We start from the raw sequence: 18,565 nt of genomic DNA, 5'->3' as shown, positions 1-18,565 counted from the left end.
GCTTACGTATATTACTGCATAAGTGATTCTAATCCACCTTAAATTTCTGAACTAACTCATTAAGAGTTTGAGCAAGCTCTGCCTGATTTTGAGCTGTAGCTGCAACATTTTCCATAGCTTGTGTTGATTCATTAATACTTTCTTTTATTCCTTTTAAATTTTCTGATGAAGTTTGAGACATTTGTGACATGTTTTTAACTTCTTCATTTACTTGATTTATTGTGGCGGTAATTTCCTCCGTCATAGAAGCTAATTCTTCTGACATATTATTAAAGAAATTTCCATCCTCATCATATTGTTCTCCTACCTTAACAAAAGTCTCAAACTGCTTGCTTACTTCTTCGTTCATAAATCTTAACAACTCATTGCTATTTTTGCATACACTATTAAAAGCCTTTTGAACTTCATCTATAGTGACTTTAACATTCTCTGCTGCCACTGAGGATTGCTCTGCAAGTTTTCTCACTTCTTCTGCAACTACTGCAAAGCCTTTTCCTTGTTCTCCAGCTCTAGCTGCTTCTATTGCTGCATTAAGCGCTAAAAGATTAGTTTGTTCTGCTATATTTCCTATTATATTGGCCATGTCTTTTATTTCATTTACAACCTTTCCTTTTTCTATATCTTTTATTATTTCTTTTTCTATATTATTATAAATTTTTGTTGTATTTCCAACTAATTCTTTACTATCTCTTTTAATATATGCCGCTCTTTCTTTTATCTTTAATGAATTACTACTTCCATCTACTGCTTTATTGGACAATACAGAAATACTTGAATCTATTTCCTGTACCGAAGCTGATACCTCTTCAGCTGTTGTACTTGTATTGTGTACTACTGAGTTAATCTCTGATGTAGATATATTTATAGTTTCAAAATTTGATGATAACTCTTCTACAGTTGCCGATAATTCCTCACTAGATGCACTCATATCTTGTGCACTATCTATAACACTTCTTATAAGAGAATTAACATTATGCTGTGCTCTATTCAAAGCCATAGCGGTTTCTCCAAACTCATCTTTTACATCTATTATTAATTCCTCTGAAAAATTATATTCTGATAATCTATCAGAAAAATCCTTTATTTTCTTTAATGGCATTGTTATAGCTCTTATTATCAATACAGAGCATATTGATAATAATATAAATGAAGTAATGATTATTGCTAAAGTAACTTTACGTGAATTATTAAAAGTTATTTTATTATTGGCAACAGCATCTTTTGCCCAAGTTTTATTTAATTCTATTAATTTATCTAACATATCACTAATGTTACTTCGCATATTAGTAAATTCTTTAAATTTTTCTTTAGCTTCAACTGTTTTGTTTTGCATTATTAAACTTATGTAAGAATTTCTAATGTTTTCATACTCTTTTAATTTTACTTCAAACTCACTAAAAAGTTTACTATCTTCATCTTTTGTAATAGCATTCTTATATACTTCCATTATCCTGTGATATTCTTTTGATAGTTTATCAATTTCATCTTTTAATTCATTTTTTCTTCCACTATACTCTTCTTTTGTCATCAATTGCGTATCTAAATAAGTAGCTATTAAATTTTTATCTATATCATTTATTGAATCTATTCCTACTATATTATCATAATATAGACTATCTGCCCCTCTATTAATTTTATTCATATTTGACATACCTAATGTGCTAATAAAAATCATTAACAAACCAACTATTAGAAAACTTAGTGCCAATTTAAAAGTTATCCTTAAATTATTAAAAAACTTCATATATACTCCCCCTTTATTTTCCATATATAGAAATTCATCTTAGTTAAACTGTATCTTATAAAACTCTTTTCTTGGAAATGGTTTAGAAAAAATAAATCCCTGAATTTTATTACAATGAATATTTTTTAAAATTTCTAGTTGTCTTTTGCTTTCTACTCCCTCTGCAACTACTTCAATTCCCAGTTCCTTTGATAATTGAACAACATTTTTTATTACAATAAATTCTTTATAAGAGTTTGAAATCTTATTAATAAAAGATTTATCTATTTTTAATCCACTTATAGGGAAATCACATAAATAATTTAAGGAAGAATACTTTGTTCCAAAATCATCAATTATTATTCCAATTTCTCTATTTTTTAATTGTTTAAGAATATTCAATATTTTCTCTGTAGATTTAACCATACATCTTTCTGTTATTTCAAATTTTATATATTTTCCTTCAACTCCTGTTTCTTTTAAAGTTTCATCTATAAAATCTAAAAATGTTTTGTCTGATAATTGTTTCTCAGATATATTTATACATATACTTATATCTCTATTAGCTAATTTATTTATATTTTTTATCTCATTGCATACTTCTCTAAAAACAAATTTTCCAACATCTATAATTAGTCCATTGGACTCTAGTATATCTATAAATTCTAATGGATTTAGAATTCCACGTCTTGGATGATTCCATCTTAAAAGTGCCTCAAAACTACATATGCTATTTTTAGAAATGTCAACTATTGATTGGTAATATATCTCAAACTGTCCACTATCCAAGGCAGTTAATATGTCTTTTTCGTATTCCCACTTTTTACTATAGCTTTCAATCATTTTTTTATTAAAAAATTCATATTTATTTTCATAATTTTTTTTAATATAATCTAATACAACTTCTGTGTATTTAAAAATAGTATTGATTTCTTTAGAATCTTCAGGATATCTAACTATTCCTATATTAAAAAAAATTCTTATCTTTTTCTCTTTAATTTTCACTAATTCATTAAAATCATTTATTATTTTTTCAATTATATGAGTTACTTTATCTTTGCATTTTTCATGTAAAATAATTAATAAGGTATCTCCACCAAATTTATGTACATGTCCATACCCTTTAATTATATGCCGTATTCTTTCCATGACAACCTTCAATATCATATCCCCATATTCATATCCCAATACATAATTATAATGTTTCAAGCTAGAAATACGTACAGGTATTATGGAAAGACTATTATATCCATACAAACTTTTATAAAATAGATTTTTAAAATTCTCTAAAGAATAATCTACATTATAAAAATTTGACAATATATCAAGTTCATAATTATCATATATAATTCCCATACATTTCCTCCCATATTATTTTAAAACATATTTTATTAAGTAATTTTTAACTTCAATAGGAAATTAATTCATTTCATTAAAGTAATTTACTATTAGGCAAAATAAATATTTTGTATGATTATTATACCAAAACATAGAAAAAAGTCAATTTTTTTACCAGAATATTGTATGATATTTGCATTTAATATCATATTTTTACATAAAAACGCATATAATATTAAATTATTTGTTATTATATTAGAATTTTTCTCTTAAAATGTATACAAAATATTTATTTTGTATGATTATTAGTAAATTTTTTCAATAATTTAAAATATAAAACATTTTATTTGGATATAATTTGCATTTAGCTTATAAAACAGCATATTAATTCTTGGTTATTATTCTACTTATTGTAATTTACTTTATATGATAACAATAAATATTAACAATACAAAAAGCTTCCACTCATTAAGGAGTGAAAGCCATATTTTACAGTAATATCCTATAACATTACTTTTTCTTTATTTATTCTCTAACAACACTTCATTTATTAAAGGAAGCAATTTTTGTTTAACATCATCCTTTTTCATAAAATACATAGCTCCCAAGGATTCGCATATTCCAAGTTCATTATTAAAATTTTCTTTACCTCCATCGGAAAGAACAATAATCTTTATACCTTTATATCCCTTTTCTAATTCTATTAATACTTCTATTCCAGTTTTTTTAGGCATATATATATCAGTAATTATTAAATCTATATTACTATTTTTTTTAAATACTTCAATTCCTTCTTCCCCATTAGAAGCCTCATATACTTTATAATTTGACTCTTCTAAAAGCATCCTTATAAATTTTCTAATGCTTGCTGAATCATCAATGATTAATATATTTTTTTGTTCTCCACTCATAATTCATTCTCCCCTTCATTTATTAGTTACACCACATAAAACATTAATTATAACCATAAATTTAAATTCTTAATAAATATATCGTATATTATTCCAAAAGTATAGTACATTATAAGTTAAATTATACCATACTTTTCATATAAATATTATTTATTTATATAAGAATTATTTCCTTTACACCATTTTCTACAAAATTCAGCTTTCTTGCTACACATAACTTTTTCTGAACCGCAGTTTGGACATATATATCTATTCTGCTCGTAATTTATTTCATAAATGGTTCCACAATCTAAACATTTAAATTTACATAATTTTGTTGTATAATGTCCTCCACTGATTTTAATAGCTTTTCCCTCTGTTAAAGCCATAGCCACCTTTTTTCTTGCACTATCTATAATATTTTGAAAAGTTTGCCTTGATACCTGCATCTTTTGTGCACATTCTTCCTGGTTTAATTCTAAAATATCTTTTAATCTCATAGCCTCAAGCTCTTCTACTTTTAAAACCATTTCCTCTATTTCACATTTCGGTTTTCCCCAAGGTATAAAATAATTTTCTTCTGGGAAAAATTCAACTCTTCTAAATTTTGTTGGTCTAGGCATTTTAATTCCTCCCTGCATATTTTAACATAACCCATTAAACATAATAACATAATTATATATTTCAGACCATTATACTATTATATTTGTAATATTCAAAATGAGAGCTAAATACCATTTAGATATTTAACTCTCATACATAAGTTGTATTTTATTTAAACTTTAAATTTAGATAAAATACTTAAAAGCTTCTGAGATTTCTCTTTAGCTGTATCTATTTCATTTATTACCTGATTTGATTTTTGCACTACTTCTGTAAGTCTTTCTGTAATATTTGTTGTACCTTGCGCCCCCTCTGTAGCCGCTTCTGTTATTCCATCTATTGTTTTTACAATATATTCAATTGATTCCGCTATTTCTTGTGATCTTATACTAAAGTCAGTTACTAAAGAATTTATAAAATTAGCATCCTTACTGTATTCATCTCCTGTTTCAACTAATGTATTATAATCCTTCACAACTTGTGTATCTATAAATTGCAGAACTTCTGTTGAACCATCTGTTAAATTACAAACAGCTTGTATTACAGTTCCTGTAACTTTCTGTATCTCTGCAACCGTAGTATTAGATTGTTCTGCTAATTTTCTTATTTCATCAGCAACTACAGAAAAACCTTTTCCAGCTTCTCCTGCTCTTGCAGCTTCAATAGCTGCATTAAGAGCTAATAAGTTAGTTTGAGAAGATATATTAAGTATAGTATCTGAAAGTACATTTATTTGTTCTACTATCTTTGAATCTTCAATAGCCTTTTCTAGCTTATCCTTTGCATTAACATAAATTGCAATAGCATCTTTTTGTGAACTTAATGCATTATTTTTCAAAGTTTTAGCTCTATTATTTATTTCTTTGGATGAAGTTTCTCCCTCTTTAGCTTTATTAGCCACAGAATCAATAACTAATGTCATTTCATTAGCTGTTGCATTCATTTCTTCTGTTGATGCAGCTGTTTCTTCCATACCAGCTGCTAACTCTTCTGTAGTAGAAAATACATCTTCTATTTGTATATTTAGATTTGCCATATTTTCACCAATAATTTTCACTGTTTGTACAGTATTAGCCGTGTTCTCATTTACTTCAATAATTATAGATCTTAGATTAGCTAAAAATTTATTTATAGCTCTAGCCAGCATCCCCATTTCATCCTTAGAAGAGACTTTAATTTCTTCAGTTAAATCTCCTCCCTTGCTAGATAACATTTCTAGCTCTTTATTTAATATACTTATAGGCCTTATTATACTTAATATTATTATAAATGCAATTACTATAGATAATAAAGTTACTACTACAACAATTATTATAAGAGCATTTCTAGTTTTTTCATATTGCATATTAGCATCTTTAGATGTAGCTACTGCATCTTCCTGGTTGTATTCAACTAATTTTATCACTTCACTACTGACTAAATCAAAAGCCTTTTTTCCTTCACTATTCATTAGATTTATGGCATCTTTAGTTTTTAATTGTTTACTTATTTCTATAACTTTTTTATGAGTTCCTAAATAATTATTCCATTTATCTTTTACTGAATTGTAGATTTGTCTATCATCATCATTAATAATAGTTTTTTCATATTTATTTAATTCATCATTGATTTGCTTATCTTTTTCTTCCATTAATTTTTCTATTTCATTCATACTTTCGTTAGATGCTGTTATAATATGCTCAAACTCTAAAATTTTAAAATCTGATACCATGGTATTGATATTACCTGAGCTTTGAATTCCAAAAATATTAGATTGTACTATTTCATTTGAACTATCATTTACATTTTTAAGAGATTTTATTGAATACGTCCCAATTGAAATTATTACCATAATTAGAAATATAAATGTAAATATTAGCTTATTCTTAATACTTAATCCTTTCATTTTCCTCGCCCCTTCACCTTTGTAGTAATAATAGTATTTCTTTCGACACTATTGTCTGTTTTTTATATTATATCGTCATTATTTTTAATAACTTTAACTACATGTTGCCAAAAATTATTACTTAATATTACATTAATGTGATTCTATTTAAATAAAAAAGCCCTGAAATGTATCATTATACATTCAGGAACTATAGCTTAACTTTTAAATTATTATAAAAATTTTCTTAAAATCCTCTTTATAATTTTAGGTAATGAAATTATACCTAATATAGCCATTAAACATATTAGTATTAGTGGTGCCACACAATAAGATTTAAAAAATCTAATAACAAATAAATTTCTTGTAAAAGGTAATGTAAAACTTAATATGAACAATATTACCATAGAAATTACAACAGAAAATCTATAAAGATTTAATGGGGTAGACACTTTAAGTAATACAAATAAGCTTAATCCTCCAAAAATAATTAGAGCTAAAGTACGACACTGTTCTAAAGGTAAATTTCTATAATAACCAAATAAAAATATTATAGTAGTGCTTATTCCTATTAATGCTCCATTAGGAATAGAAACCTGTAATACCTTTTTTAAAAAATTGCTTTCTATTATATCCGTATTAGGAGATAGCGCTAAAAAGAATGAAGGAATTCCTATGGTTAATGTACCCACCAATGTTAGCTGTATGGGTATAATAGGAAATGGTACTAATAGCAATCCAAATATTATAGAAAGAATTATAAAATATACGGTTTTAGATAAAAATAACTCAGAAACTTTCTCTAAATTATTTATAAGTCTTCTTCCTTCTAAAACTACATGAGGTAAAGCTGCAAAATCTGAATTTAATAAAACAAGTTGTGCCACCGCTTTTGTAGCATCTGAACCACTAGCCATAGCAATTCCACAGTCAGATTCTTTTAAAGCCAATACATCATTTACCCCATCTCCTGTCATTGCCACTGTATGATTATTCTTTTTAAGGCACTTTATTATATCCTTTTTTTGATGAGGAGAAACTCTTCCAAAAACACAAGTGTTTTCTACAATTTCTCTTAAACTTTTCTCATCCTTTGGTAAGTTTGTAGCATCTATGTAATTTTCAGCATTTTTAATTCCAACTCTCTTTGCTATAGATGATACAGTTACTGGATTATCTCCTGATATTATTTTTAATGTTACATCTTCTTTATTAAAATAATTAATAATTTCTTCAGCATTTTCTCTTATAATATCTTCAATAAATATTAATGCTGCTATTTCAACATTTCCATTTAATTCTTCATCAAAATTTTGTCCATTAAATTTAGCTAATAATAAAACTCTTTTTCCTTCCTTAGCTGCATTTTCAACTTCATTAGATATTTCTCTATATCTATTCTTTAATATCATTTCAGGAGCTCCTAAAATCCAAGACCCTTCCTCTTCAAATTGGACTGCTGACCACTTTCTCTTAGATGAAAATGGAATCTTATTTTTAACTTTTAAATTTGGATTATCATTATATTTTTCTAACAAAGCTTTTTGTGTTCCATTATCACTTCCAAAACTATGAACTATTGCTGACAGAATTTTATCTATCTTTTTTATATCTTTATCTTTAAAAGGAACTACATCACTTAATCTTAAATCTCCTTTAGTTATAGTTCCTGTTTTATCTAAGCATAGTACATCCACTCTAGCTAAAACTTCTGTGGCAGGTAATTCTTGAATAAGGGTATCCCATTTGGAAAGTCTTATAACTGATACTACAAAAGTAGCACTAGTTAAAAGAACCAGTCCTTCTGGCACCATACCCACTATACCCGTTACAGATGCTATTAATGCTTCCTGCCAACTTCTATTAGAATAAACTATCTGTGTAAAAATCAACAATGAACCTATAGGTATTACTAGCCATATTATTATTCTAAATATTTTATTTATAGATATTTGAAGCTCAGAGTTTATAAGTTTAAATTTCTTAGCTTCTTCAGCTAACTTTGCTGCATAGGTATCTTTTCCTACATTTATAACTTTTGCATAAGCCTTTCCTGAAGTAATAAAACTTCCTGATAAAAGTTTATCTCCCTGTCTTTTTAAAATAGAATCTGATTCTCCTGTAATCAATGATTCATCTACTTCTATTTCATCCTCATTAAATATCTCACAATCTACTAATATTTGATCTCCTGTATCTAATATAATAATATCATCTATAACAATTTCTTCTATATTTATGTTAACAACCTTGTTATCTCTTATTACATCTACTCTATTTTCATTTATGAGTGATAATCTTTCTAATATACGCTTGGCACGAATTTCTTGAAAGATTCCTATTATAGTATTACTTATTATTACTCCAGCAAAAATAGCATTTTTAGGAGATCCTGCTATAAGTACTGCTATAGCTAAAACAGCATTTAATGCATTATAATTTGTAAATAAATTTGCTCTTATTATTTGTCCAAGGGTACGCGATGGAGCTTTAGGAATAATATTAACTTTTCCTTGTTCTATTCTATCTAATACTTCTCTTTTACTAAGTCCTTTTATTATATCATCTTTATCCTTCATCCAATATTTCACCACCTAATATTATAAGTATAAGCTATTTCTATTAAATTAAACCAAACTATTTATAAAATAAAATGAACGCAGCTATGCCAGGCACTTAGACCTAAGTACCTGGCCGCTTATTCTCACTACATATGGCTGACTATTGGTGCTTGATATCTTACTTGATTAAATCCTATTTCATATAATTTATTAACTCTTTCTCCATATATATCTTTTGAATAATTAAATATGCTTTTAATTGCATTTTGTCTAAATTTGCCATTTTCCTTTAGTACCTTATCTAATGCCTTTAAATAACTATCTGTATTATCATATCTAAATCCATTAAAGTTATCCTTAATTAATCCTTCATTTGAATCGTCTTTTCTACATATAACAGGAGTTCCGCTTGCTAATGCCTCTAAATATGTTAATCCCTGAGTTTCGCTAATAGATGCTGTTAAAAACACGTCACTTATTTTATAATATTTTACAACCTGTTGTGGAGCAATCATACCAGTAAATATAACTTTATTTTCTAAAGAAAGTTCTTTAACTTTTATCTTTAAATTATCCAAATATGGTCCTCCACCTACTATCAATAATTTTTTATCTTCACTACTTAAGCTAAAATTTTCCATTATTTCTTCTATATTTTTCTCTTTTCCTATTCTCCCTAAATACAATAATATCTTTTCATTTTCTTTAATTCCTAACTGCTTTTTAAATTGAGTTTTCTCGTATTGTGTAAATTCTAAATTAAATTTTTGTAGGTCTATACCTGTTGGTATTACACTTATAGGTTGTTTTACTCCATAGCTTTTTAAAGCATTTTCTACTTTTACTGTAGGTGCTATTATTTTATCTACATGTCTAACTGCAAATTTTGATGCTAAGGCTGCTGCTTTTTTACTTAAATTCATTTCTTTCATAATGTATCCTACATAATCTTCATACATAGTATGATATGTATGAAAATGAGGTATTTTTAATAATTTACTTATTTTATTTGCATAATGCATAGTTATAAACTCTGTATGAGAATGTATAACATCTGGCTCCCATGAAATTAACTCTTGTAAAAAACTGCTTTTAAATGACAAACTTCCTTTAATTCCTGGGTATAATTTTAAATCAAAAGATTTCAGATAATAAACATCTTCACTTATATACTCTTGTCCATTTGGTGATAAGGTCAATATTTTAACATCATTTCCTCTTTTTTTAAGTTCTTTATATAAAATTCTTATTGATGTTACAACTCCATTTACTGATGGTAAATATATATCACTTGTTAATAAAATTTTCATATTAATTCCCTCTCCCAAATTTTTATTTGTCTCCATTATCCAATATAAAAATTATAAAAAGCTTATTAATATATTAAAATTTTATTAAGTCCACATAAATTAAATCTTAAATTTATACTTTAATCAGTTATATCATATAGGTTCACTTACATTATTAACATAATCAGTAATAAATTGTTGCCCAAATGCACCTAATCTCACAGCTTCATCTGCAATTTTAGTATTATATGCTTGATAAATTTTAATTGTATGCTCATCAAATTGAGCCAAAATCTTATTATCTATAATTTCATTAATATTACCTTTACAAGACTCTAATTTACCTTGTGGTATTTTATCATCATCATAGCTTTTAAATAATGAGTTGATTCAATCATCATTATAATTTAAAATTAAATTTCTTAATTTCTTTATATTTAACATAAGCTTACCCCTTAAATCTTTCAATTAGTACATAAAAATACTTATTTTTGAATTCTCTTTTTTATTTCCACCTTAATTTTTCTCTTACAATATGTGTTTCTAAATCTGCTAATCTTGTTGGTATTGGGATTCTACTCTCTTTATTTATTAAATTTAATACTATTTCTGTAGTTGTTTCTAAATCGATATAATTTCCACATGAAATAAATATTGGCTTTGTATTTTCTCTACTTCTTAATACTCTTCCATAAACTTCATTATCTATTATTATATCTGTATAGGCTCCTGCTTCATCTTTAGGCATTTCAAAATCTATACCTTTAATTTTAAGATAACTTTTTGCCACACCTATTGTTGGTTTATTCAAGAAAAAGGAAGCATGTGTTGCACTTCCCATATGGTTAAAATGCAAATAACCATTACCATCAAACATAAAAATATCTGGCTCTACCCTTAGCTTTTCTACAGCTTTAATAATTAAAGGTAATTCTCTAAAAGCCAAATATCCAGGTATATATGGCTCATTTATTTTTCCATGACTATATACTCTTTCTATTATTTCTTTAGTTTTATAATCAATAACTACTATGCAACATGTAGCATATTCCTCTTTATCCTTTGTCCAATAAGCAAGATCAACACCTGCACAAGTTTCTATATTATCTACATTAAAATTATTCTTTAGTGTAATCCTTTTCGCTAAATCATTTTGGATTTTTAAAAATTCTTCTTCTGTGTTTACATTCAAATCATGAATAAATTCTACTTTCATTATTACTTCTTACCATCCTTTACTTTTTTGCCAAATCATTATTACATACTTTAGTTTCTAATCATTTCAATATTTTTATCATATATTACCATATGTGCTAATGTAATTCCAAGTCCTCATACCTGATATTCGTCTATTATAGTTCTACCTTTATCTATTTATTCTATTATATTATTTTTATACAATATTAATCTTAATATTTTTTCATGGTAAAGCTCTTTAAAATAACTTTTTATATTAAAAAACTCCAATAGATAGCTAATTATCATCCATTGAAGTTTTAATATTAGATTGTTAACTCTAAAATTTCTTGTTTGTATAATTCATTCATTGTAAAATCTCCCTAATTATTATCTTTGTTAATAATGATACAATCATGTATATTTATTTCTTCTTTTATTGTATTTTCTTAGCTATCACGTATAAAGTAAAATATTCCGTTTCCATAATAGAAATCTTTGCTACATTTAAACTGTCTATTTTGAACCATTAAACACAAGTAAGCATTCAAAAATAAAACCTCCGCAAAGCGAAGGTTTAAAAATATACTTTACTGGTAAAATAGATCAAAAATTAATATGGTGTTTCTTGGTATACATAGTAATTTAGCCAATTTGAAAATAATAAGTTTGCATGTGCTCTCCATTTCACAATAACCTCTTTAGCTGGATCATCATTTAAAAAATAATTTTTAGGTACCTCTATTGGAGCCCCTTTTAAAATATCTCTTTCATATTCTAGCTTTAAAGTTAGTGGATCATATTCTGGATGTCCAGTTATAAATATTTGCCTTTCATCTTTTGAAATTACTATATATATCCCTGCTTCATCTGATTCAGCTAAAACTTTAAGGTCCTTAACCCTTTCTATATCTCTTCTTAAAATTTGGGTATGTCTTGAATGTGGTACATAAAATTCATTATCAAAACCTCTTAAAAGTTTGACTTTTTTATCTAAAACTTTATGATTAAAAACTCCAAATATCTTTTTATCAAGAGGATACTTTGGAATGCGAAAATGGTGATAAAGTCCTGCTTGTGCAGCCCAACATATATGAATAGTTGATGTTACGTTCTTTTTTGTAAAGTCCATAATTTCTTTTAATTCATTCCAATAATCTACATCCTGAAAATTTAAATGTTCAATAGGAGCTCCTGTTATTATCATTCCATCGAACTTTTCGTCTTCAACCTCTTTAAATGAATAGTAAAATCTCTCTAAATGTTCCTGTGATGTATTTTTAGATTTATGTTCCTCTATGCGTAAAAGCTTTATATCCACCTGAATAGGAATATTACTCAAAAGCCTTAAAAGCTGAGTTTCTGTTTGAATTTTAGTTGGCATCAAATTCAATATTGCTATTTTTAAAGGTCTAATATCTTGATGTAATGCCCTATCCTCATGCATTACAAATACATTTTCCTCTGTAAGAATCTTCGATGCAGGAAGAGTTTCTGGTATTATAATTGGCATATTAGCTTTCTCCTTATCTTATAAATTTTTAATCTAAATTTTCTAGAGCTTGATTAAAGTCATTTATAATATCTTCAATGTCTTCAATTCCTACGGAAACTCTTATTAAATCTGCTGTAACTCCGGAAGCTAACTGTTCTTCTCCATTAAGTTGTCTATGAGTTGTACTAGCTGGATGAAGTACTGAGGTTCTTGCATCTCCTAAGTGTACAACTAAAGTAGCCAACTTTAAATTTCTAATGAACTGTTTTCCAGCTTCAACTCCACCTTTTATTCCAAAGGTCAAAATTCCACTAGCTCCTTTAGGTAAATATTTTGTAGCTAAATTGTAGCTATCATGACTTTGGAGAAGAGGATAATTTACCCAACTAACCTTTTTATTTTTCTCTAAGTATTGTGCTAATTTTAAAGCATTATAACTATGTCTTTCCATTCTTAAATGGAGTGTTTCAAGACCTAAGTTAAATAAAAATGCATTGAAAGGGCTTGTGCAAGTTCCCAAATCCCTTAACAATTGAACACGAGCTTTTACTATATAGGCTGATTCTTTAAAAGTTTCTACATATTTAATTCCATGGTAGCTTGGATCTGGCTCTGTAAGGTCAGTATATTTGCCATTTTCCCAGTTAAAATTTCCTCCATCTACTATAATCCCTCCTACACTAGTTGCATGTCCATCAATATATTTGGTTGTAGAATGAATTACTATATTTGCCCCATGATTAAGTGGATTACATAAATATGGAGTAGCTAAGGTGTTATCTACAATAAATGGTACATCTTTTTTCTTTGCAATTTGGGAAAATTTTTTAAAGTCCAATATATTTAATCCTGGATTCCCTATAGTTTCCCCAAAGATTACTCTAGTATTATCTCTAAAACAGTTTAATATTTCTTCTTCACTAGAATCAGGATGAACAAAAGTTACATCAACTCCAAACTTCTTTAAAGTTGTTGCCAATAATGAAAATGTTCCACCATAAAGAGTTGATGCTGCTACAATATGCTCACCATTTTTACAAATATTTAATATGGATAAAGCTGTTGCGGTCTGTCCTGCTGATACCGCAAGAGCTCCAACCCCTCCTTCTAGCTCATTAACTTTTTCTTCAAAAGCAGCTACAGTTGGATTACTTATTCTTGAATACATATGTCCTTCTGCTTTTAAATCAAATAATGCTGCTACCTCATCTGGATTATCATATTTATATGTTGTACTTTGATATATTGGTAAAATTCTTGGTTCTCCCGATTTAGGCTTGTATCCTCCTTGAACACATATTGTCCCTTTATTAAAATTTAAATTACTTCCCATTTATATTTTCCCCCTTCTACTTAATGTTTTTGTTTTTATTTTTCTTTTTAACGTCTATAATATGTCTTTTAACTGCATAATACTTTTAACAGAAATGATTTCCTCAAAATTCTGTAATTTTTCAATTACAGAATTCAATGCCTGCTCATTTTCTACTTGAATGAATACAACTATTTCCTTAGTATTTAGATCATTTTTGTTTATAAAATAACAATTTTTAAATACTTCACTTACTCTTTCTGTTGCTTTTAATTTATCCCAACTTTTTACTCTAATAATCCACTTGCTTTTATACATCTATTCTTTTCACTTATAGCCAGTAATTTAATCTTACATCCAATTTCTTTTGCAATAGCTATATCTATCTCATCAATTTCATTTATACCAATAAATCTAATTTTTTCTCAATATACCTATATTAACCATAACAGCCCTCCTTTAAATCACTTAAAATACACACTCCCTTTAAGTAAACTTTATATAAAGTTAAAAATAATTTCATTTTCAATAAATTTAGCGCGCTATTAATTTATTATTTTTTTAATTTTGCAAAATAAAAAAACCCCTTCAATCTTTCGATAAGAAGCGGTTATAATCTATACTATAAACTATCAAATTAAATAGTTTACTTCACTTCTTATCTCTCAGGATACCTCCTGCAGGAATTAGCACATTTCCAGTTTAACGCTTTAAACTAGCTGTTGCCGGGTTTCATCGGGCCAGTCCCTCAACCACTCTTGATAAGATTAATCTTTTATTTAATTTTGAAATTAATTTTACACATAATTCTATAATATGTCAAGGAATATTTTTCTCCAAAATTTTTAATTGAAGTGTTCAAAGTAAAAAATCTTGTCATAAAAAAGATGAAAATAAAATAGGACTGTCACACTAAGAATAAGTTCTACAATATATTGTATTAACTTTAAACTTGCAAAACAATATATTGTATATAAATTCCTTAATGCGACAGCTCCACTTATTTCATCTAAATTTAACTAGCCTTCCTTAAGTTCGTATTAGTCATGGATTTTTCTTTTACAGCTTTAACTACTATTCCTAAAAACATTCCTATAATAGCTGGAACTCCCCAACCTAATCCCTGATTATAAAGAGGTAATCCGCTACATAAATTACTAATAAACCCCATATTTATTCCTACTTGTCCTAGCGAATCAACTATGCTTACAAAACCTGTAAATAGTATTGTTAATCCATATATTTCTCTGCTTTGCTTAAATAATGAATCTAACATTGCAAGCACTATAAGCATTAATGCTATAGGATAGATAGCATTTAATACTGGAACTGATACTGCAAGTATTTTTGTTAATCCCATATTAGCAAGAGTCATACTAGATATACTTAGTATTCTAACCCAGTTTTTATATGATACTTTATGACTTAATGTTGAGAAATACTGGCTACATGAAGTTATAAGTCCAACACTTGTTGTTAAGCATGCTAGCGTAAATATTACTGCTAATAATACTGCTCCTGGCTTTCCATATATATAAGTTGTAACATTTGTTAATGTTTGTGCTCCATTTTCAGTAGCTCCAAATCTTCCTCCACTAGTTGCACCTAAATGTGCAAGAAGTGAATATATAATTATCAATAAAGTTCCTGCTATTATTCCTGCTTTTATTGCTGTTGAAACTACTGCTTTTTCTTCTTTAACCCCTTTAGATTTTATTGCTAATGCTATAACTATACCAAAATTCAAAGCCGCTATTGTGTCCATTGTTAAATATCCTTCTAAAAATCCTTTAACAAATGGAGAATTTAAATATTCACCAGTTGCCATTCCATAATTACCTACTGGTTTAATTAAAGTTCCAACAAACATAAATGATATTAAAATCAATAAAATAGGTGTTAAAACTTTTCCCATACGATCTACTAACTTATTTGGTGATAGTGAAAGCCAATAAGCCACCATAAAAAATACAAATGTATATACTAATAATGCTAATCCTTTTGATATACTTTGTGGTAAATATGGTGCTACTACCATTTCAAAAGGTAAACTTCCCGCTCTTGGAATACCTAAACAAGGTCCTATTGACAAATATATTAAAACAGTAAATATCATTGCAAATACTGGATTTACCCTTTTTGCTAAATTACTTAATCCCCCTGATTTAGCAACTGAAACTACCCCTAAGATTGGAAATCCTACTGCTGTTATAAAAAATGCCCCCATAGCTATCCATGTTTTTGTTCCTGCTGATTGTCCTAAGAAAGGAGGAAATATTAAATTTCCAGCTCCAAAGAATAATGAAAAAAGCATTAATCCTACAAGTAACAAGTCTTTATTTGATAATTTAGTTTTATTCACTTTAAAAGCCCCCTTAATAAATCTATATCTTTATCTTTTTAAAAGCCTATAATACCATCCTCAATATCCATATAACCGCCTCCTTTATAAATTAAAAAACCCGCCCCTTAAAAATAAGGGACGGGTTAAACCGCGTTACCACCCTAATTCTGTAAAATACATTAACATAAATAAATCTATTTACAGCTCTTAGTTACATATCTAACAATATGCTTGTCTTTTAACGGTGAAAGACTCCGGTAAAACTTACTAATACTAGTTTCAGTTTTACTTCTCAGAGATGATTTTCAATAACATTTTGAACATTGGCTTTCAGCAAAATACCAATTCTCTTTTGAACAAAATTATTATCTACTTTTTCTCTTCGTAGAATTTATTTTAACTATTTTTTATATATAATATACCGATAAGTATTTTTTGTCAATAGTTTATCGAAATTTTTTTAGTGTAGTCTGATTGATATATGATAATGTCTTAATATAACACATGTGATTATGTCCCAAATATAAATTTTAGTATACAATAAACCTCATAACTTGAAATGAGGTGGACATACTGAGAAAGGTTGCTTTAAGAATATTTAGTTATTAAAAAATTGATAGAAACTGATGGAAATAAACAACGTGCAGCTATTATTCTTAACTGTACTACTCGACATATTAACAGAATGATTAAAGGATATAAAGAAAAAGGTAAAGAATATTTTCTTCATGGAAATCGTGGAAGAAAGCCTGCTCATGCACTTGATGACAATACTAGAAAAATGATCGTAGATCTATATCGTACTAAATACTTTGACGCCAACATAACTCATTACTCAGAACTACTAAAATCTCAAGAAAACATTAATGTTTCTCCAAGCACTATTCGTGCTGCTCTTCTTGATGAATATATTTTATCGCCGAAGGCAAAGAAAAATACTAAGAAAAAACTTAATAAGCATTTGAACCACTTAAAAAGCAAATCAAATTCTAAGAAAGAAATTAAAGCTCTTCAAAGTGCCATTATTGAAATTGAAGATGCACATCCAAGGCGCCCCAGAAGTACTTATGTAGGAGAAATGCTTCAAATGGATGCTTCTGTACATCTTTGGTTTGGTGATAAGAAAACCCAATTGTATATCGCAGTAGATGATGCCACTGGTGCAATTATGGGGGCTTATTTTGATGTCCAAGAAACCTTAAACGGCTATTACAACGTCTTATATCAAATTCTCAACACTTACGGTATACCATACAGCTTTTTCACTGACAGACGTACTGTTTTTGAATACAAGAAAAAAAAATCCCCTTCTACCGAAGAGGATACTTTCACTCAATTTAGTTATGCTTGTAAACAACTTGGTATTGAGCTTAAAACTAGCAGTGTTGCCCAAGCTAAAGGTAGAGTGGAACGAATGTTCCAAACTCTACAATCTCGTCTCACCGTTGAAATGAGACTAGCTGGTATAACAACACTTGAACAAGCAAATGAATTTTTAAACTCCTACATAAAAAAATTCAATGCTAAATTTGCCTTACCAGTAGATAGTATCAAATCTGTATTTGAAAAGCAACCTAGTTCAGATAAAATTAACCTTACGTTAGCTATATTAGATTCTCGCAAGATTGATAGCGGTAGCTGTATTAAATTTAAAACAAAATACTATATTCCAACAAACAAAGATGGCATAGCTGTACACTATCATAAAGGCACCTCCGGTATGGTTATTGAATCTTTTGATAAGCAACTATATTTTTGTATAAATGATCAAGTATATGCTCTGGAATTAATCCCAGACCACTTACCAACTTCAAAAAACTTTGACTTTGTAAAAATACCAAAAGAGCCAAAGAAAAAGTATATTCCTCCCATGACACACCCTTGGAGACAATCTTCTTTTGAGAAACATTGTAAAATGCAGGCTCATCGCCTTAAAACCAATGTTGCGTAGCAATAAAAAAGCACCAGAT

General features: G+C 27.7%; 14 protein-coding genes, 1 riboswitch and 1 other annotated feature. Of the genes, 1 reads left to right on the top strand and 13 read right to left on the bottom strand.

The window, feature by feature from the left end; translation table 11 throughout:
• Positions 1-28 precede the first annotated feature (28 nt).
• The 13 genes from J2Z24_RS12575 to brnQ form a co-directional block, all read right to left on the bottom strand.
• Positions 29-1,744 carry a methyl-accepting chemotaxis protein gene (locus tag J2Z24_RS12575; RefSeq protein ID WP_035145680.1) on the bottom strand — a complete coding sequence of 572 codons (1,716 nt, stop codon included), beginning with the start codon at positions 1,742-1,744 and terminating at the stop codon, positions 29-31.
• Between the two features lie 39 nt (positions 1,745-1,783).
• Positions 1,784-3,079: a putative bifunctional diguanylate cyclase/phosphodiesterase gene (locus tag J2Z24_RS12570; protein ID WP_035145678.1), complete on the bottom strand. Its 1,296-nt coding sequence runs from the start codon at positions 3,077-3,079 to the stop codon at positions 1,784-1,786.
• A gap of 503 nt (positions 3,080-3,582) precedes the next feature.
• Positions 3,583-3,972, bottom strand: coding sequence for a response regulator (locus tag J2Z24_RS12565; RefSeq protein ID WP_035145677.1), 390 nt, complete (start codon positions 3,970-3,972; stop codon positions 3,583-3,585).
• Between the two features lie 146 nt (positions 3,973-4,118).
• On the bottom strand, positions 4,119-4,574 hold the full coding sequence (locus J2Z24_RS12560) for a DUF134 domain-containing protein (protein ID WP_035145675.1): 456 nt from the start codon (positions 4,572-4,574) through the stop codon (positions 4,119-4,121).
• Positions 4,575-4,726: 152 nt separating this feature from the next.
• The gene (locus J2Z24_RS12555; protein WP_035145672.1) at positions 4,727-6,439 is read right to left on the bottom strand and encodes a methyl-accepting chemotaxis protein; all 1,713 of its coding nucleotides are present in this window, start codon (positions 6,437-6,439) and stop codon (positions 4,727-4,729) included.
• 212 nt (positions 6,440-6,651) lie between these two features.
• Positions 6,652-8,997, bottom strand: coding sequence for a cation-translocating P-type ATPase (locus J2Z24_RS12550; RefSeq protein WP_035145671.1), 2,346 nt, complete (start codon positions 8,995-8,997; stop codon positions 6,652-6,654).
• 128 nt (positions 8,998-9,125) lie between these two features.
• A complete protein-coding gene (locus J2Z24_RS12545; RefSeq protein WP_035145782.1) occupies positions 9,126-10,289 on the bottom strand; it encodes a glycosyltransferase in 1,164 nt (387 codons plus the stop codon).
• Between the two features lie 132 nt (positions 10,290-10,421).
• The gene (locus tag J2Z24_RS12540) at positions 10,422-10,559 is read right to left on the bottom strand and encodes a DUF4291 family protein (RefSeq protein ID WP_206538599.1); all 138 of its coding nucleotides are present in this window, start codon (positions 10,557-10,559) and stop codon (positions 10,422-10,424) included.
• Between the two features lie 214 nt (positions 10,560-10,773).
• Entirely contained in the window at positions 10,774-11,484 is a 711-nt protein-coding gene (locus J2Z24_RS12535; protein WP_035145670.1) for an endonuclease V, read from the bottom strand.
• A gap of 573 nt (positions 11,485-12,057) precedes the next feature.
• The gene (gene metA, locus J2Z24_RS12530; RefSeq protein WP_035145668.1) at positions 12,058-12,957 is read right to left on the bottom strand and encodes a homoserine O-acetyltransferase MetA; all 900 of its coding nucleotides are present in this window, start codon (positions 12,955-12,957) and stop codon (positions 12,058-12,060) included.
• 28 nt (positions 12,958-12,985) lie between these two features.
• Positions 12,986-14,272, bottom strand: a complete 1,287-nt coding sequence (locus tag J2Z24_RS12525) for an O-acetylhomoserine aminocarboxypropyltransferase/cysteine synthase family protein (RefSeq protein WP_035145666.1) — start codon at positions 14,270-14,272, stop codon at positions 12,986-12,988.
• Between the two features lie 54 nt (positions 14,273-14,326).
• Positions 14,327-14,569 carry a hypothetical protein gene (locus J2Z24_RS12520; RefSeq protein WP_035145665.1) on the bottom strand — a complete coding sequence of 81 codons (243 nt, stop codon included), beginning with the start codon at positions 14,567-14,569 and terminating at the stop codon, positions 14,327-14,329.
• Between the two features lie 337 nt (positions 14,570-14,906).
• Positions 14,907-15,019, bottom strand: a riboswitch (SAM riboswitch).
• Between the two features lie 247 nt (positions 15,020-15,266).
• A complete protein-coding gene (gene brnQ, locus J2Z24_RS12515; RefSeq protein WP_278320975.1) occupies positions 15,267-16,613 on the bottom strand; it encodes a branched-chain amino acid transport system II carrier protein in 1,347 nt (448 codons plus the stop codon).
• Between the two features lie 113 nt (positions 16,614-16,726).
• Positions 16,727-16,990 (bottom strand) — a binding site (T-box leader).
• Between the two features lie 209 nt (positions 16,991-17,199).
• Between brnQ and J2Z24_RS12510 the strand changes: the two genes are divergently transcribed.
• The gene (locus tag J2Z24_RS12510; protein ID WP_035145662.1) at positions 17,200-18,546 is read left to right on the top strand and encodes an ISNCY family transposase; all 1,347 of its coding nucleotides are present in this window, start codon (positions 17,200-17,202) and stop codon (positions 18,544-18,546) included.
• Positions 18,547-18,565 lie beyond the last annotated feature (19 nt).

It is taken from the genome of Clostridium tetanomorphum (assembly GCF_017873215.1).
In the GTDB taxonomy this organism is placed as follows: domain Bacteria; phylum Bacillota; class Clostridia; order Clostridiales; family Clostridiaceae; genus Clostridium_AO; species Clostridium_AO tetanomorphum.
This window is presented reverse-complemented; position numbering and strand designations above follow the sequence as displayed.